Raw genomic sequence first — 17978 nt, 5'->3', positions numbered from 1 at the left:
GCGGGAGATCAGCTGACCGCCGACAGGGAGATCAGCTGTCCGCGCACAGGGACACCACCTGTCCGCCTACAGGGACGTCCACATGTCCCTTGACATGCCCCGGTCATTCACGCGAATGACAGCAACCCGTCTGCAACCGCCCCGCCCAGAATTGCTCATTCTGCCCGCCAGCGAGTACGGAGTCGTACCTATGCGAACTGAGCGATCTGTATATCTCGTCAAATTTCATCCAGCGGCCCATCCGCCCGGCGGATGTTCTGTAGGTTTCGTTTGTCCGACGACAGGATCACAAGAAGTCAGGCGGCGGTTGGGTGAGTTCTCACCAAACCGTGCCGTAGACATGGTCTGTCCGAGCGGATTCAGAATGAACAGTATTCACGAACAGCCAATACCACCACCATATTTCGCTGGTGAACTGTCCCGTGATTGGATCACTGACAGTCATGTCGCCATCCCTCCTGCTAGGTGCTGGGCATGACCACCGGTTCACGAAGTCCTGGCGGGACCTCACAAGTTCCCCTACAACACATGTCGCTCCGGACAGCCACGCCCTCACCCCAACACCGAGATACACGGATACCTCCCCGAGGTCGACTCGGAGGCGCTCTTCGATATCCAGAGGCAGTACACCGGCCAAGGTTGGTACAGACGATCGACGGATATTCGTCGTCGACGCGCAGGCGCCCCGTATGCCGGACTGGCAAAGACACAGCTGTCGACGTACCGGCCAAGCCGCGACGAACTACACCGGCAAGCCGAGAGACGCCGACAGTTGCGGCCAGGACGATCGCAGATCGTCCTGCCAGTAGCCCCACGAATGCGTGCCGTTGTCCCGGAGGTCGAACGTCGCTGGAATGTCCAACTCGTGCAGGCGCTCCGCCAAACGGTGCGCACAGACGTTGGTCGCGACCTCGATGGCGCCGCCGACCACGATCTGATCCGGTAACGGCGGCGCCTGCGGGGTGCGCGCCAGTGCAGGGTTCTCATGTGGGCCGGGGAGCCCGTTGCCGTTCGAGATGTACAGCGAGAGTCCCCGAAGGCCCTCTGCGTTAAGGAGCGGATCGTGAGCGCGCCATCCGGGTCCGTCATAGGGGCCCCACATGTTCCGCACGTCGCCCTCGCCCATCACGTCGACGACCGTTCGAACGTAGGCCTGCCCGAGCGGGTCGCTGGTCTGCGCGCATCCGCTGTACGAGGCCACCCCCCGGTACAGGCCGGGAGCGTGGATGGCCAGGTCGAGCACGGAGGTGGCCGACATCGAGAGACCCGCGATCGAGTTGATCCCGTTGGCGCCGAGGGCCTCATCCATCACGGGAGGGAGCTCACGGGTGAAGAACGTCGTCCACTTGTTCCGCCCGAGTTCCGGATCGTCGTTCACCCAGTCGGTGTAGTAACTGAACCGTCCCTCGGCGGGAATGACCACATTGGCATTCTTGTCCGTGAGGAAGCCGAGAACGTCGGTCTGGTTGAACCAATTGGCGCCGTCTTCCCCGCCACCGGCACCGTTGAACAGATACAGCGTCGGACGAGCCACGGTGGTGTCGGACGGCCGGACCACCTGCAAGGGGATCACCCGGTCCATCGACGGTGAGTAGACGAATACCTCCCACTGGCGGTCGTCGATCTTGTCGATGTGGTCGACTTTCGCAACCGGCGCCGACTGCGCTGTCTCCGGTGCGGCGCTCGCAGGCGCCGCCGCCAGGCCGAGCGTCACTGCCGCGGCACTCAACACACCCGTAATCCATCGCCTACGCATCCCAGACCCCCGTGGTGAAACGTCCTTGCATCCGAATTTCCGCCTTCTCTTGTCTCGAGCCACAACGCCCGTTGCCGTTCACGTGGTTCCGGCCCCTGCCTTCTCGGCCGCCGCCGTCGGCCGGAGAGTCTGCACCTCACCGATCGTCGTCGACGGATCGGCCACGAATGCCGCGAGGAGTCGCTCGAACCGATCCGCGAACCCGGCGATGGTCGCATGGTCGAACAGATCGGTCGGATAGGTGAAGGCCGCGGTGATCCCGGTTGCCGCGCCGGCATCGTCGTAACCATCGACCATGGTCAAGCGAAGATCGGTCTTGGCGATCTCCAGGTCGATGGCGAATTCGCTGACGGACAGACCACCGAACTCGACAGCCTGGCGGTTCGGCGCGGACTCGCCACCGAAGTTCTGCAGGGCAAACGACACCGGAGTCAGTGGCCCCGACGCCGTGTCACGGTCGGCATTCAGCGACTCGGCCAGAGTGTCGATGGGAATATCGGCTCGGGCGAATGCCGCGAGGTCGGTCTCTCGTGTTCTGGCCAGCAATTGGGTGAATTGCTGGTCGGGATCGACCTCGGTGCGGAGGACGAGGGATTTCACGAACATCCCGACCAGGTTGTCGAGCTCGGGTTCGCCCCGGCCCGCCACCGGGGTGAGAACGGCGACATCGGTGGCACCGGAAAGTTCGTTGAGCAGAACCAGCAATGCGGCGTGCAACACCATGAACAAGGTCGAGCCGTCACTGTGTGCCAGGTCGACCAGGTCCTGATGCAGTGCCGCGTCGATGTCCCGGGTCAGAGTCGCCCCGTGGTGTGATTCGATCGACGGGCGCGGCCGGTCGGCTGGCAACTGCAGGGGCGGAAGGTCCTCGAGAATCGGTGTCCAGAACTCCGCCAGCAACGACATCAGGCTCTCCGGATCGTCGGGGGAACCGAGCCTTTCGGCTTCCCACAACGTGTAGTCGGCATATTGCGCGGGCAGCGGCGCCCAGACCGGTGGCGCTCCCGCTGACCTGGAGAGGTACGCGGTCATGAATTCCCGGATGAGGAGTTCCATCGAGTAGCCGTCAGCGGAAATATGATGAATGACGAAGGCGAACACGTAGTCGTCCTCGGCGATTCGGAACAGCCGTGCCCGCCACGGCACGTTCCGGGTCACTTCGAACCCTTGCTTCACGAAGTCGAGAACGTGGGCGTAGATGGCATCGCCGTCGACCGCCACCGGACCCATATCGACGCCGATCTGGTCCGGCGGCATCAGCTCTTGGTAGCCGATGCCGTCAACCTCCGGATAGATGGTTCGCAAGATCTCTTGCCTCACCACCACATCGACCAGCGCGGCGTTCAGCGACTCGACATCGAGCGCTCCCGTAATCCTGAGTGCGATCGACAGATTGCGCTTCGCCGAGTTCGGGTCGGCTCGGTTCTCCGACCACGATCGCTGCTGTGCCCGTGCCAGGGGCAAGCGCGCCGGTCTCGGCCGCGGCACCAGGGCGATTCCTGCTTCGGCGCCCATCTGTGTCGCCACTCGAGCCGCCAGAGCCGACACCGATGAGGCCTCGAACAACACCCGCACCGGCACTCGCGTCGCCAACGCCGCACCCAGTCGGGCCGCGACCTGGGTGGCGCTCAGCGAATTACCACCGAGCTCGAAGAAGTCGTCGTCGGCACCCACCCGCTCGGCTCCCAACACCTCCGCGAATACCGCAGACACGATCGCCTCGACGGGGGTCGACGGCGCCCGGAACTGCTTGGCCTCGAACATCGGCGCCGGCAATGCTTTGCGGTCCAGTTTGCCCGAGGTATTCAGCGGGAACGCATCGAGCACCACGAATGCCCCTGGAACCATGTACGACGGTAGAACCTCCGACACCGACGCCTTCACCGCATCGAGATCGAACTCGGAGCCGGCGGTCGGAACCACGTACCCCACCAGGTGTTGACCCGTCGGCGTCGATACGACCGATGCCGCTGATTGCAGCACCGACGCGTGGGCCTGCAACACCGATTCGATCTCGCCCAGCTCGATTCGCTGGCCACGGAGCTTCACTTGGAAATCCGTGCGGCCCACGTACCGGAGTCGACCATCGGCCTCCCAGGACACGAGATCACCCGTGCGATACATCCTGTCCCCGGCTGCTCCAAATGGATTCGCCACGAATCGATCCGCGGTCAGATCCACCCGACCGTGGTATCCGCGTGCCAACTGCACACCGGCGAGATACAGCTCGCCCGGCACCCCCCATGGCACCGGATTCAGCCGGCCATCGAGAACGTATACCCGGCTGTTCCACTCCGGGACACCAATCGACACCGCAGTGGGTGCATCGGTACCCGTCACGTCGGCGAAGGTGACCGACACCGCAGCCTCGGTCGGACCATAGAGGTTGTGGACTCGTGCGCTCGACACCCGGCCGAAGTCACGCACCGTCGACGCCGGTAGTGCCTCACCGGCGACGAACACATCCCGCAGGGACTCCAGATCCCGGGACCGGACCGCTCCGGCGAAGGCCGCAAGCATCGACGGCACGAAATCGGTTACCGTTACCCCGTGTCCGGCAATGGTCGCCGCAAGATACGCCGGATCCCGATGACCGTCCGGGGACGCCACCACCAAGGTGGCACCGGCCCGCAAGGGCAGGAAGAACCCCCACAGCGACACATCGAAGGTGGTCGCCGTCTTCTGCAGGTACACATCGTGCTCGTCGATCCGGTACTCGGCCTGCATCCACACCAGTTGATTGACGATCGCGCGATGGGTGACCGCAACACCCTTCGGCCGTCCCGTCGACCCCGAGGTGAAAATGACATACGCCAGGTCATCGGCATGCACCGGCGCCACACGATCCGCGTCGGAGATCGCCGCATCGGAGAATCCGGACAGGTCGAGGGTGTCGATCAGCACGACGGACCTCTCCCCCGCCGCCGCGAACTCGTCGCGTAGGGTCGACAGGATCACCACGGGATCCGCGGCATCGAGAATGTACCCCACCCGATCGGCCGGGTGATCCGGGTCCAGCGGCACATATCCGGCGCCCGCGCGAACCACCGCATACATTCCCACGACCAGATCCAACGACCGGCGCATCCCCAACGCCACCAACGTCTCCGGCCCCACACCCGACGAAATCAGATAACGCGCCAGGCGGTTCACCCGAACAGCGAGATCGGCGTAGGTCAGCGATTCGCCCTCGAAGACCACCGCCACCGCCTCCGGGGTCAGCGCCACCTGCCCGTCGAACCCGTCGAGCAGCAACTTCTCCAGCACCGGGTGCCCGGTGTCGTTCCAGTCCCGCAGCACCCGATTGCGCTCGTCATCGTCGACTATCGAAATATCACCCACCGACACCGACGGGTCCTCGACCACGGCACCCAGAACCCGCACGAACTGCGCGGCGATCCGTTGCACCGTCGCGGCGTCGAAGATGTCCGTCGCGTAGGCGAGCGTGCCGACGTACTCCCCTTCGCCGCCGGCCGGCTCGCCGAGGGTCATCGACAGGTCGAACTGCGCGGCTTCCCACGGAACGTCGAGTGCCGACACCGTCAGTCCCGGAAGCTCGACCGCAGGCTGGGTGAAATTCTGGAACGCCAGCATCACCTGGAACAGCGGCGAGAACGATTGCGATCGTGTCGGGTTCAGCTTCTCGACCAGCCGCTCGAACGGCACCTCGGCACGTGCGAGCGCCTCGAGGTCGGTGTCGCGCACTCGGCCCAGCAGTTCCGTGAACGACTGGTTCGGTACGAAATCGGCCCGGAGCACCACGGTGTTGACGAACATGCCGACCAGATCGTCGAGTGCCTCGTCGCCGCGCCCGGCGACCGGCGACCCGATCGCGATATCGGACGTGCCACCGAGTTTGGCGAGCAGGACCGCCAGGGCCGCATGCACCAGCATGAACGGTGTCGCACCCTGGTCGCGGGCCACTCCATGGAGGCGGTGGCCGACCGCGGCCGGCACCGTGAACTCGACACTGGCGCCGATGCCCGACCGCACGGCGGGGCGCGGGCGATCGGTGGGCAGCGCCAGCACGTCCGGCAGACCCGCCAACGCGTCGGTCCAGTAGTCGATCTGCTGCGAGATCAGCGACGCCGGGTCGTCCTCGGACCCGAGAACCTCCTGTTGCCAGAGGGTGTAGTCCGCGTACTGCACCTCCAGCGGCACCCAGCCCGGATCGTGCCCTGCGCATCGGGACGCATACGCCACCATCACGTCCCGTGCCAGCGGTCCCGTGGAGAACCCGTCCGCACAGATGTGGTGCACCACCACCGCCAGTACGTGCTCGGACTCGGACTTGCGGAACAGGGCGGCGCGCACGGGAACCGATTCGGTGACATCGAAACCCGTCGTCACCACTGCCGCCGCCCGGGCACGCAGCTCGTCCTCGTCGGCGACCGAGGTCGGCGTGAGGTCGATCGTCACCTGCGATGACGGCACGATCACCTGCGTCGGCCCCTGATCCGAATCCGGGAACACCGTCCGCAGCGCCTCGTGACGCCCGATCAGGTCGTGTATCGCAGCCTGCAGCGCCGCCACATCGAGATCCCCGGACAACCGAATCGCCAACGGAATGTTGTAGGCCGGGGAGGACGTATCGAAACGGTTGAGGAACCACATCCGCTGCTGGGCCAGCGACAGACGTATCCGTTCCGGCCGGGGCCGCGGCGCCAATGCCGGTCGGCCGCCGGCACCGGAATGCTGCGCGACGCGCCTTGCCAGGGCCGCCACGGTCGACACCTCGAAGAGCATCCGCACCGGGACCCTGAGGTTCAGCTGCGCTTCCAACCGGGAGATCACCCGAGTGGCGATCAGCGAGTTGCCACCCAAGTCGAAGAAGTCGTCGTCCAGTCCGACCCGCTCGAGCCCGAGGACGTCGGCGAACACCCCGGCCACGGTCTCCTCGACGAAGTTGGTCGGCGCCCGGAATTCGCGCGTACGGACGAGTGGATTCGGCAGCGCACGCCGGTCGAGTTTTCCGCTCGTGCTCAACGGCAACGCGTCGAGCACCATCAGCGCATCCGGAACCATGTACCGAGGCAGCGACCGCCCCAGAACCTCACGCGTCGCATCGACGTCGACCGTGTGCCCGCTCGGCGGCACCACATACCCGACCAACTGCTGGCCGACGTCACCCTCGCGCACGATCACGACCGCCTGCGCGATCGACTCACAGGCCACCAGCGCCGACTCGATCTCACCGAGCTCGATCCGGAGACCACGCAACTGAATCTGCGAGTCACTGCGACCCACGAAATCCAACGTTCCACAGGGAGTCCACCGCACCACATCGCCCGTGCGGTACATGAGTTCGCCGACGCCGCCGTACGGATTGGCCACGAACCGGGCGGCAGTCAGCGCACTGCGAGCGTGATATCCCCGGGCCAGCCCACTCCCCGACAGATACAGCTCACCGATGACCCCGGCCGGCACCGGACGCAGCCGCGCATCGAGGACCACCGCTCCGGCACCCACGATCGGAACGCCGATCGTGATCCGATCTCCCGCCGCCAGCACTTCGGTCATCGTGATGACGATGGTCGTCTCGGTGGGTCCGTAACTGTTGACGAAACGGCACCCCGGAGCAAACTTCGCAACCAACTCCGGCGGGCACACATCCCCGCCGACGACGACGGTCTCGAGGTCCCCCAGACCTGCCGGGTCGACCGTTCCCAACGCCGCCGGCGCCGTGATGACGTGGGTGACCCGCTCGATCCGGAGCACCTCCGCCAGCTCGGCGCCGCCGACGATGTCGGGCGGCGCGATCACCATCGTCGCGCCGGCACTGAAGCCCGCAATCATCTCGAACACCGACGCATCGAAACTCGACGACGAGTACCGCAGTACCCGAGAGCGGGTCGTCAATCCCAACTCCTCGCGGGAGCCGGCAGTGAACGACGCCAACCCCCGATGGCTGACCACGACCCCCTTGGGTACGCCGGTCGAGCCGGAGGTGTAGATCATGTACGCCGCGTTGGACTGCTCGAGGGAAGCGGTGCGCTCGTCGTCGGTGAGGGCCGCCGCCGAATGCTCGCCGCACGAACCGTGTGCTCCCGCGTCGTCGAGCACCACCCAGTCGATCTCCCCCGGCAGGCGAGTCGTCTGAACACTGGTGAGGCCGATCACAGCACCGGAGTCGACAACCATGCGCTCGATTCGTTCGGTCGGCAGGCTAGGGTCGACCGGCACGAATCCGCCGCCGGTCTTGGCGACCGCCCACACCGCCACCATCGACTCGATCGATCTGGGGAACGCCAACGCCACAAACGATTCCGGTCCGACACCCCGCGAGATCAACAACCGCGCCAGACGATTCGATCGGGCGTCGAGCTCGGCGTAGGTCATCGCGGCTCCGCCGCAGGTCAGGGCGATACCGCCCGGGTTCGCCGCGACGCCGGCCACCAGAATGTCCGGCAGTGTCCGCGCGGGCACTCTCAGCGGTTGCGGCTGCGCGGCGGCCAGCATCCGCCCCCGCTCGGCATTGCCCATCACGTCGATGTCGCCGACGGGCACCCGCGGGTCCGCGGCGATGCCCGTGAGTAGCCGGACGAATCGCGCGGCGAATCGAGCTGACGTCGACCCGTCGAACAGATCGGCGGCCGAGACGAGCGAGGCCGCCAGTGCGCCGTCCTGCTCACGCAGGGTCAGCTCGAGGTCGAACTTCGCCACGTCCAGGCCGGGATCGACCGGATCGATGTGCAAGCCCGGCAGTTCGAGGGTCGCGACGCCGTGGTTCTGCAATGACAGCGCGACCTGGAACAGCGGCGCATATGCCGGTGACCGCGGCGGGGCGACCGCGTCCACCACACGTTCGAACGGTACGTCCGCGTGGTCGTAGGCGGCCAGATCGGTGGCCCGCGTGTGCGCGAGCAGCTCGATGAAACTCCACGCCGGGTCGACCCGAGTGCGCAGCACCAACGTGTTGACGAACATGCCCACCAGGTCCTCGAGCGCCCGTTCACCGCGACCAGCAATCGGGCTCCCCACCGCGATGTCGGTGGTCCCGCTCAGCCGCGCCAACAACACCGACAGGGCGGCGTGCAGCACCATGAACATCGTGGCGCCCTGCTCGCGTCCCAACGTGACGAGTTGTTCGGTGAGATCGGCGTCGACGATGAAGTCGGTGCGTATCCCGCGATGCGACGCCCGCGCGGGGCGGGGACGGTCTGCGGGCAAATCCAGCACGGCGGGGGCGTCCGCCAATTGCCGGGACCAGTACGCGAGCTGCGTGGCCGTCGTGGATTCCGGGTCGGCCTCGTCCCCGAGCGCCGATCGTTGCCACAGGGCGAAATCCGCATACTGCACCGGCAGCGGGGTCCATGAGGGCGGATCACCGGCGGTGCGGGCCGAGTAGGCATGCACCAGGTCCCGGGCGAGTACCTGGATCGACAAGCCGTCGATGCTGATGTGGTGCACCACCATCACCAGCACGTGCTCGCGCGGGTCCCCGGTCGGGAGCAACGTCAGGGCGATCGGGATCTGCGTGGTGACATCGAATCCGCGGGCCACCAACTCCCGGATCCGTTCACCGAGATCGGTGTCCACCACCTCGGGTGCCGCGCGCAGCAGGTCCCGGTCAGCCTCGGAGTGAGTGGTCGGCAGGATCACCTGATGCGGACCGTCCGGGGAGTCGGGGTAGATCGTCCGCAGCGCCTCGTGCCGTTCGAGGATGTCCGCGGCGGAGCGGCGGAGTGCGTCGACGTCGAGCGTGCCGGACAGCCGGAGGGCCGCTGCCACGTTGTAGGCGCCGGAACCCGGATCGAATCGGTTGAGAAACCACATCCGGTTCTGAGCCAGGGACAGCGGAATCCGGTCCGGCCTCGGTCCGGCCGCGAGAACGGGGAGCCGTCGCGCGCCGACATTCGCGCGAGCGACCACAGCTGCCAGAGCTCGGACGGTCGGCGCCTCGAACAGCTCCCGCACCGTAACCGTCGCACCGAACTCGGCGTTGATCCGGGCCAGCACCCGCGTGGCCACGAGCGAGTTGCCACCGAGGTCGAAGAAGCTGTCCGACACCCCGATCCGGTCGAGGCCGAGGACGTCCACGAAAATTTCCGCCAGGGCATGCTCGGTCGGTGTGTTCGGCGGGACGTACTCCGCCGAACCTGCGAATTCGGGGACCGGTAGTGCCTTGCGGTCGAGCTTGCCGTTCGCCGTGACCGGCAGCGCCTCGAGTACAACCAGGGCCGACGGCACCATGTAGCGGGGCAGCAGGGCCACCGCGAAGTCGAGGACGGCGCGCTCGTCCGCGGCCGCCCCGACTGCGGGTACGACGTACGCGGCGAGGTAGTCGCCGGTGGACCCGTCGTTGCGGACCACCACCACCGCCTGTGCGACATCGTCGTGCCGCAGCAACACGGCCTCGATCTCACCGAGCTCGATGCGCTGACCGCGAAGCTTGACCTGAAAGTCGGTACGGCCCAGGTAGTCGAGCTGCCCATTCGGCAGCCACCGCACCAGGTCGCCGGTGCGGTAGAGCCGGGCACCGTCCCCGCCGTCTCCCGCAGCCGCAAAGGGGTTCGCGACGAACCGATCCGCCGTCAGGTCGGCCCGGCCCTGGTACCCGCGGGCCAGCTGACGCCCGCCCAGGTACAACTCCCCCGCCACCCCGACGGGAACCGGACGCAAACGCTCGTCGAGCACATACGTCTGCGTGTTCCAGACCGGCGCTCCGATCGGCACGACGCTCTCGTCCGGCCGCGTCTCGTAGGCGGTGACGTCGACCGATGCTTCGGTGGGACCGTACAGGTTGTGCAGCTCTGTGCCGCTCACCCGGTGCAGGTCCGCCGCCGTCGCAGGCGGGAGCGCCTCACCGCTGGTGAACACCCGGCGTAGCGAACCACACCCCTCGACATGCGCGCCGGCCAGGAACACCGCGAGCATCGACGGCACGAAATGCACGGTGGTCACCGACTGCTCGCGGATCACCCGCTCGAGATAGACGGGATCCCGGTGCCCATCCGGTTCGGCGATCACCAGCCGCGCACCGGTCTGCAACGGCCAGAACAACTCCCACACCGACACATCGAACGTCGCGGGAGTCTTCTGCAGCACCACGTCACCGGCGCCCAGCGGGTACCGGTGCTGCATCCACAGCAGCCGGTTCACGATGCCCTCGTGCGGCACCGCGACACCCTTGGGTCGGCCCGTCGACCCGGACGTGAAAATGACATATGCCGGATTGTCAGGATGCAACGGCGCCAGCCGGTCCCGGTCCCCGACCGGGTCGGAGGACTCGGCGGACACATCGAAGGTGTCGAGGTCGACCATCGGGGCGGCCGCACGCAGTGCCACGCGGTCGCCGGTGGTGGTGAGGATCAGAACCGGATCCGCCGTTGCCAGCACGTACGCGGTGCGCTCGGCAGGCTGATCCGGGTCTATCGGGACATAGGCGCCGCCGGCCTTGATCACCGCGTAGATACCCACCAGCAGATCCACCGACCGGCGCACCGCGATACCGACCAGTGCCTCGGGACCCACTCCCGCACCGATCAGGTGCCGGGCCAGCCGATTCGCGCGGGCATCGAACTCCGCGTACGACAACATCGTCCCCCCGAACTCGACCGCCGGGGCCTCGGGGGTGCGAGCCGCCTGTGCGTCGAACAGCTCGGCGAGAGTGAGTCGCGGCAGCAGGTGTTCGGTCGCGTTCCAGATGTCGACGACCAGTTCTCGTTCGCCCGCGGCGAAGAAGTCGAGGGCACCGACCATCGTCTCCGTATCGCTCGCGATGGTCTCGAGCACCTGGGTCAGGCGGGCCGCGAGCGTCGTTGCCGTAGCGCGGTCGACGATTGCCTGCTGGTAGCGCAGACTCAGCCGCAAGCGTGGTTCGAGGATCGACAGCAGAGTGATCGGATAGTGCGTGGCATCACGGGCATCGATGCCGGTCACACGCATACCCGCGATGTCGGTGTGCTCGTCGAATCCGGACTTGTCCACGGGATACGACTCGAACACGGACAGCGTGTCGAACAGGTTCCCCAGCCCCACACGCGACTGGATGTCACCGAGCCCGATGTGATGGTGATCGAGCAGCGTCGCCTGCTCGTCCTGCAGTCGGGTGAGCAGCTGTTCGAGGGTTTCGCCCGGATCGACCTGCACTCGCACGGGCAGCGTGTTGATGAACAGCCCCAGCATGTTCTCGACGCCCGGCAGCTGCGCAGGTCGACCCGAGACCGTGGTGCCGAAAACGACATCGTCGCGGGAGAGCAGCCGGGACAACACCAGTCCCCACGCCGCCTGTACCACCGTATTCATGGTGACCCCACCGCGCTGTGTCAGGGCCGTGAGTGCCTCGATCAGCGTGACGGGCAGCGCGACGTCGACCTCACCCGGCACACCGTAGTGCGTGGGGGACGCCTGGGGCACGAGCAGTGTGGGCTCTTCGAATCCGTCGAGCGCGATGTCCCAGACGCGGGCCGATTCGTCGGTGTCGCGGCTCGCCGCCCAGTGCAGATAGGTTCGGTACGGGGGCGGCTCCGGCAGTGCGGCCGGGGCGCCTCCGGCGGCGTACCGAACCAGCAGCTCGCGCACCAGCAGTGGCATCGACCAGCCGTCGAGAATGATGTGATGATTCGTCAAAGCAAGCACGTAACGCTCGGGTGCGGTGCGAACAAGCAGCAGCCGCAGCAGCGGCGGGGCGGTCAGGTCGAATCGGGCGGTGCGGTGCTCGGCAAGCAAACGGATCAGCTCGACATCGGCGGTGTCGGTCCCGGCGAGATCGACCTCTTCCCAAGGCACCTCCACATCGTCGACCACCAGCTGTGCGGGCACTCCGTCGTCGTCGTACACGAAGGCGGTCCGCAGGCCCGGATGGTGAGCGACTAGGCCGGACGCCGCCTCGCGCAGCCGCATGGCGTCGACCGCACCCTCGAGATCGATGCGCAGTTGCGCGGTGTACACGTCGAGAGTCTCGGCGGCAAGAGTGGCGTGGAACAGCAGCCCGGACTGCAACGGGGACAACGACCAGACCTCGCGCAGAGCGGGGAACCGCCGTTCCCAACGCTCGATCTGCTGCTGGCCCACCGACACCAGCGGCAGATCGGACGGCGTCAAACCGCCCGCCCCCGGAAGTGCCGTATGGGCGGCGAGACCGTCGAGGGCGCGCCGCCACAGATCCGCCAGTGTCGCGACGTCGGAATCCCGGAGCACCCCGCTCGGGTAGGCGAACGACGCCACCAGGCGAGGCCCCTCGGGGCTGTCGACGACAACGGCGTTGATGTCGATTGCCGCCGCCACCGCCATGGCGGACCCGCTCGCCGCGATGAGGTCCGGAGTCTCCGGGTCCGGCATCCAGCCGAGTTCCTGCAACTCCTCCGCAAGGTGCTGCCCGCCGAGCCGGCCCAGGTAGTTGAAGCTGATCTGGGGCGTCGGCAGCGCCGCGAGGATCGGCCCGGCGGTCTCGTCGAGGTGCCGAAGCACGCCGTATCCGACGCCGCGGGCGGGCACGGCGACGAGTTGCTCCTTGACGGCCTTGATGACGTCACCGGCGGCGTGTCCGCCCTCGAAAGCCTCGGCCAGCTCGACGACCGGCACCTCGAGCCGAACAGGGAAGGCACTGGTGAACCAACCGACGGTGCGCGCGAGGTCGGCGCCCGCCACGGCGTCTTCCTCGCGGCCATGACCTTCCAACGTCAGCAGCACAGATGGTTCGTCTACACCGCGCGAGCGTCGCCACTCGACCATAGCCAGCGCCAGCGCGGAGAGGAGACCATCGTTGACTCCGCACCCGAAGACGTCCGGAAGATGCGAGAGCACCGTCTCCGTCACGGCGGCGCTGACTTCGATGTGAACCCGCTCGGTCGTAGCCATGGTGTCGGTTGCCGGCTCGATCGCACGAGCGCCGATCAACGGATCACGACCGCCGAGAACCTGCTGCCAGTGCGCTAGTTCACCGGCGTGCGTGTCACGGTCGGCGGCGTCCCGCACGCCGTGGGCCCACCGGCGGAACGAGGTGCCCACAGGAGCCAACACCGAGGTCTGTCCGGCACCCAGTCGAAGCCACGCCATCGCGAAGTCCGGCAACAGCACCCGCCACGACACCCCGTCCACCACCAGGTGATGCGCGACGATCAGCAACCGGCCGCGTGCCTGCACGGTGTCCGGTGCAAACCAGACGAGCTGCAGCATGATCCCGTTCTCCGGGTCGAGGCGTCCCACCGCTGCCGCATATTCGGCCCTCACCATTTCGCTGAACGCACGACTTCCCGGCGCAGCTGGCGCCGGGATCTGCGAGATCAGCCGGTCGGTTGCCACGGATCCGGTGTCAACGGTTTCGAATACCCAGCTACTGCCGTCGTGGAAGAACCTCGAGCGCAACACATCATGATGATCAAGCACGGCCGCCAGCGTCGCGCTCAACCGATCCGAGTCGACATCGGCGGGCAGTGTCAGCAGCAGCGCTTGAGAAAAGTCGACGAAGGGGCCCCGCTCGAGCATCGAGTACATGATCGGCGTCAGCGGGATACGGCCGACACCCCCACCGGCCAGTTCCTCGAGTACCACCGCTGATTCCGGTTCCACCTGCTCCGCTACCCGGGCGATTGCGGCGATGGTCTTGTGCTCGAAAACCGCCCGCGCGGTGAAGCTGAGTCCGAGTGCTCTGGCACGGGCCGCGATCTGCATCGCGACGATGCTGTCGCCACCGAGCCCGAACAGTGAGTCGTCCACACTGACCCGTTCCAGCCCGAGCGTCTCGGCGACAAGGTCAGCGAGCAGCTTCTCCGCCGACGTCGACGGGGCGCGGAATTCGTGTTCACGGGAACCGAAATGTGGCTGTGGCAGCGCGCTGCGGTCAAGTTTGCCGGCCGCAGTCACCGGCACATGCTCGAGCCGCATCACTATCGAGGGCACCATGTGCGAGGGCACGACCGCTGCGACGCCCTCGACGATCGCAACAGGATCGAATTCGCAGCCGGCGTCCAGGCGCACGTACGAAACCAGGGTCGCCGTTCCACCGGCGGTCTGCTGGATGACGGTAGCCGCGAAATTGACACCGTACTGCGCCAGTAGCGCCGCGTCGATCTCGCCGAGCTCGATACGAAACCCGCGGATCTTGACCTGGGAGTCGGACCGACCGATGAACTCGAGGGCGTAGTCGTCGCCGCCCGCCCCCGAAGAGCGCACCCACCGCACCTCGTCACCGGTCCGATAGAGTCGCGAACCCGGCTCGCCGAAGGGGTTGGCCACGAACCGTTCCGCGGTCAGTGTGTGCCGATTGTGGTAGCCGCGGGCCAGCGCGGGACCGGCGAGATACAGCTCACCCACCACCCCGACCGGCACCGACCGCATCTTGCGGTCGAGCACCACGACGCTCGCGCCCTGGATCGGCCGACCGATGGTGATCGGCGCACCCGGAATCAACGGCTCGCCGACCGTGATGATAATCGTCGTCTCAGTCGGCCCGTAGCTGTTGGTGAACCGGCACACCGCGCCGAACCGCTCGACGAGGTCCGGAGTACACACGTCCCCGCCGACCACCACGGCCTCGAGCTGCTCGAGCCCACGCGGGTCGACAGTGTTCAGCACGGTGGGAGCCGAAATGATATGGGTCACCCGCTGTTCGCGCAGCAGATCGACCAATTCGCTGCCGCCGTACATCTCGGGTGGTGCGACGACCATCGTGGCGCCGGCGCTGAATGCCTGGATCATCTCGAAGACGGACGCGTCGAAACTGGCCGATGAGAACCGCAGAACTCGTGATTCGCGGGTGATACCGAGTTCCGGCCGGGCGGTGGCCGCGAAGTTCGCCAGCCCGTTGTGCGTGACGACAACACCCTTGGGAACACCGGTCGAGCCGGACGTGTAGATCATGTAGGCGGCGTTGTGGACCGACACTGGGGCGCGCCGATCCCAGTCGGTGATCGCCGCATCGGACAGACGAGCACAACGCGCGCGCACCGTATCGTCGTCGAGGACGATCCAGCGGGTGGTGTCCGGCAACGACGGGCAAAGCTCATCCAGCGTGATCCCCACGAGCGCACCCGAATCCGCGAGCATGTGCGTGATCCGCTCGGTCGGAAGTTTCGGGTCGATCGGCACGAACGCGGCTCCGGTCTTCGCAACCGCCCACAACGCGAGGAGGGACTCCGCCGACCGGGGCAGACTCAGCGCCACGCAGGTCTCCGGCCCGGCGCCCGCCTCGATCAGCAATCGCGCCAACCGGTTCGAATCCGCGTCGAGATCCCGATAGCTGATCTCCCGACCCGACGCCTGGATCGCGGCGCCGTTCGGTGCGGCAGCTACCCCGTCGGCCAGTAGTTCCGGAAGCAGCCGGGACGGCTCGATTTGGGGACCGTGGAACGGGATCAGATCTGCGCGTTCATCGGCGTGAAGCACGTCGAGGGTACCGATGCGGTCGCTAGCGGCAGACTCCACGACGGCGGCGAAGAATTCGAGGAACCGCGCGTGGTGACTGCGGAGCTGTTCCTCTGTGTACAGATTGGGGTTGGCCTCGAAGTCGATGTGCGCCGGGTGGCCCGCGACGCCGGGATAGATGTTGACGGCGAGATCCTCGACCGGGCCGGTGGTCAGCACGTGGAGCCGGCCGATCGCGGGGCCGAGCCGAATCTCGTCGTGGAACATCATGATGTTGATCGAGGGCCCGAAGAAGCCGCGACGACCGCCCCCGACGCCGGCGTCCCGCCGAATGTCTTCGTGCCGGTACCGCTGATGCCGCAGCGCGCCGGTCAACTCCAGCTGCGTTTGCCGGATCAGGTCGGCGAACGTCGTCTCGGCGTGCACCGGGAGGCGGACCGGGACCACGTTCGACACCATGCCACCCGAGTTGCGTAGCTTCGCGGTGGTGCGCGCCGAGACCGGCAGGCTCAGCACGATATCGCCCTCGCCCGTCAGGCGTGACAGGAACGCGGTTACGGCGGCGACCACGGCGACCGCGAATGTCGCGCCCTGCTGCCGCTCGAGCAGTCTCCGCAACGCGACCTCCGTGGCGCTGGGCAGCGGTGCGCTGGCCACCAGCGAGGGGGTGCCGAGGCCGGCGGCACGCCCGGCGAGGCTGATCGGGTGCGGGAAGTCACGGCTGCGCTCGGCCCAGTGCGTGCGGTCCTTCTCGAACCGGGTGGAGGTGCGATAGCGCGCCTCCTCCTCGACGATCTCACGCAATCCGCTGGCCTGGAACGTCGCCGGTTCACGCCCCTCCACTGCTGCCGTGTACAGCTCCGCTGCCCGGTTCATGAACGTCATCGCACCGAAGCCGTCGAGCGCGATGTGATGGATTCGTGAGTACCAGTAGTAGTGATCGTCGGCGAGACGCAGCATCGCCGTGCGAATCAGCCGGTCGTTCACGAGGTCGATGGGGCTGCTGTACTCGGCGCGCATCCATGCTTGCGCGGCTACCAGCGGATCGTCTTCGGACCGGAGATCGAGATGAGCCATCTCGAATGCGAGCGCCTCGTCGATCTGCTGGAACGGCTCACCGTCCCACTCGACGACCCGAAGCAGTCCGGTGCCGAGTTCCCTGAGCGCGACCGGCCCGATCGCGCTCAGCAGGTCGATGTCGAGGTCGAAATCAGCGATCTCGACGTACTGAGCGATCGCGATCGGCACCTCACCAAGGAGGTGCTGGGCGAACCAGATACCGCGTTGAGCAGCAGAAAGAGGAAAGAGATCGGATTGCCCCGGAGTTACTCCGGTCACGGACTCTGTATGCGCAGACCTGATATCGAGATTGTCCAGCGATGACACCTGATTGTTCCAGCTCTCCACATCAAGCCTGAGCACCTGGGTCGAACACCCGCAGGACCCAGTACCGCCCAATTTGTTTCCGGCGGAGAATTTACCCGCCGAAGCACCGCCGCCGATGACGGGGTCCCCCACACGTCTCGGACTCGAGCGGTGTATGTCAGTTATCGCTCGGCCACTTTCGTCCACCCTGACGGCCGGACACGAACGGGAAGCCGGTCCGTGACCAACATCGCAAAGCAGCTCCAATGCCTCCGTCAACCACACCGGGACGGCCCGTCCGTCTCCGCACGTGGCCGGAATCTACTCGGCGCCGCGACCGCTCGGCTCCTGCGCGCACGCGGGGACGAGCGGATAATGTGCGGCAGCCGAGGCCGCAGGCAAGTATCTGTTACGCCGAGTTTGTCTGGTATGTATCTTCCAACAACCCGGGACCCGCACGCCCAGACCGGGTGCATGTCCAGCAAAGCATGAGGAGAATCGGTGATCTGCGGTCCGCGCGCTCGCGCATGAGCGGCGCCAGCAGACGATC

General features: G+C 66.6%; 2 protein-coding genes. Both read right to left on the bottom strand.

The annotated features are described in order from the left end of the window. Window positions 1-742: 742 nt before the first annotated feature. On the bottom strand, window positions 743-1756 hold the full coding sequence (locus ACFVJ3_RS44420) for an alpha/beta hydrolase (protein WP_378458130.1): 1014 nt from the start codon (window positions 1754-1756) through the stop codon (window positions 743-745). 78 nt (window positions 1757-1834) lie between these two features. Then, window positions 1835-17470: an amino acid adenylation domain-containing protein gene (locus tag ACFVJ3_RS44415; protein ID WP_378458131.1), complete on the bottom strand. Its 15636-nt coding sequence runs from the start codon at window positions 17468-17470 to the stop codon at window positions 1835-1837. Between the last annotated feature and the right edge of the window lie 508 nt (window positions 17471-17978).

This window comes from Rhodococcus sp. NPDC127593 (assembly GCF_042671975.1).
Lineage (GTDB): Bacteria > Actinomycetota > Actinomycetes > Mycobacteriales > Mycobacteriaceae > Rhodococcus_F.
The sequence above is the reverse complement of the archived record's forward strand: the minus strand, read 5'-3'. Positions and strand labels throughout refer to the sequence as shown.

What these genes read in the sequence shown, in the direction of transcription:
- ACFVJ3_RS44420 (WP_378458130.1), bottom strand. Translation starts at nt 1,756, where the DNA reads ATGCGTAGGCGATGGATTACGGGTGTGTTGAGTGCCGCGGCAGTGACG.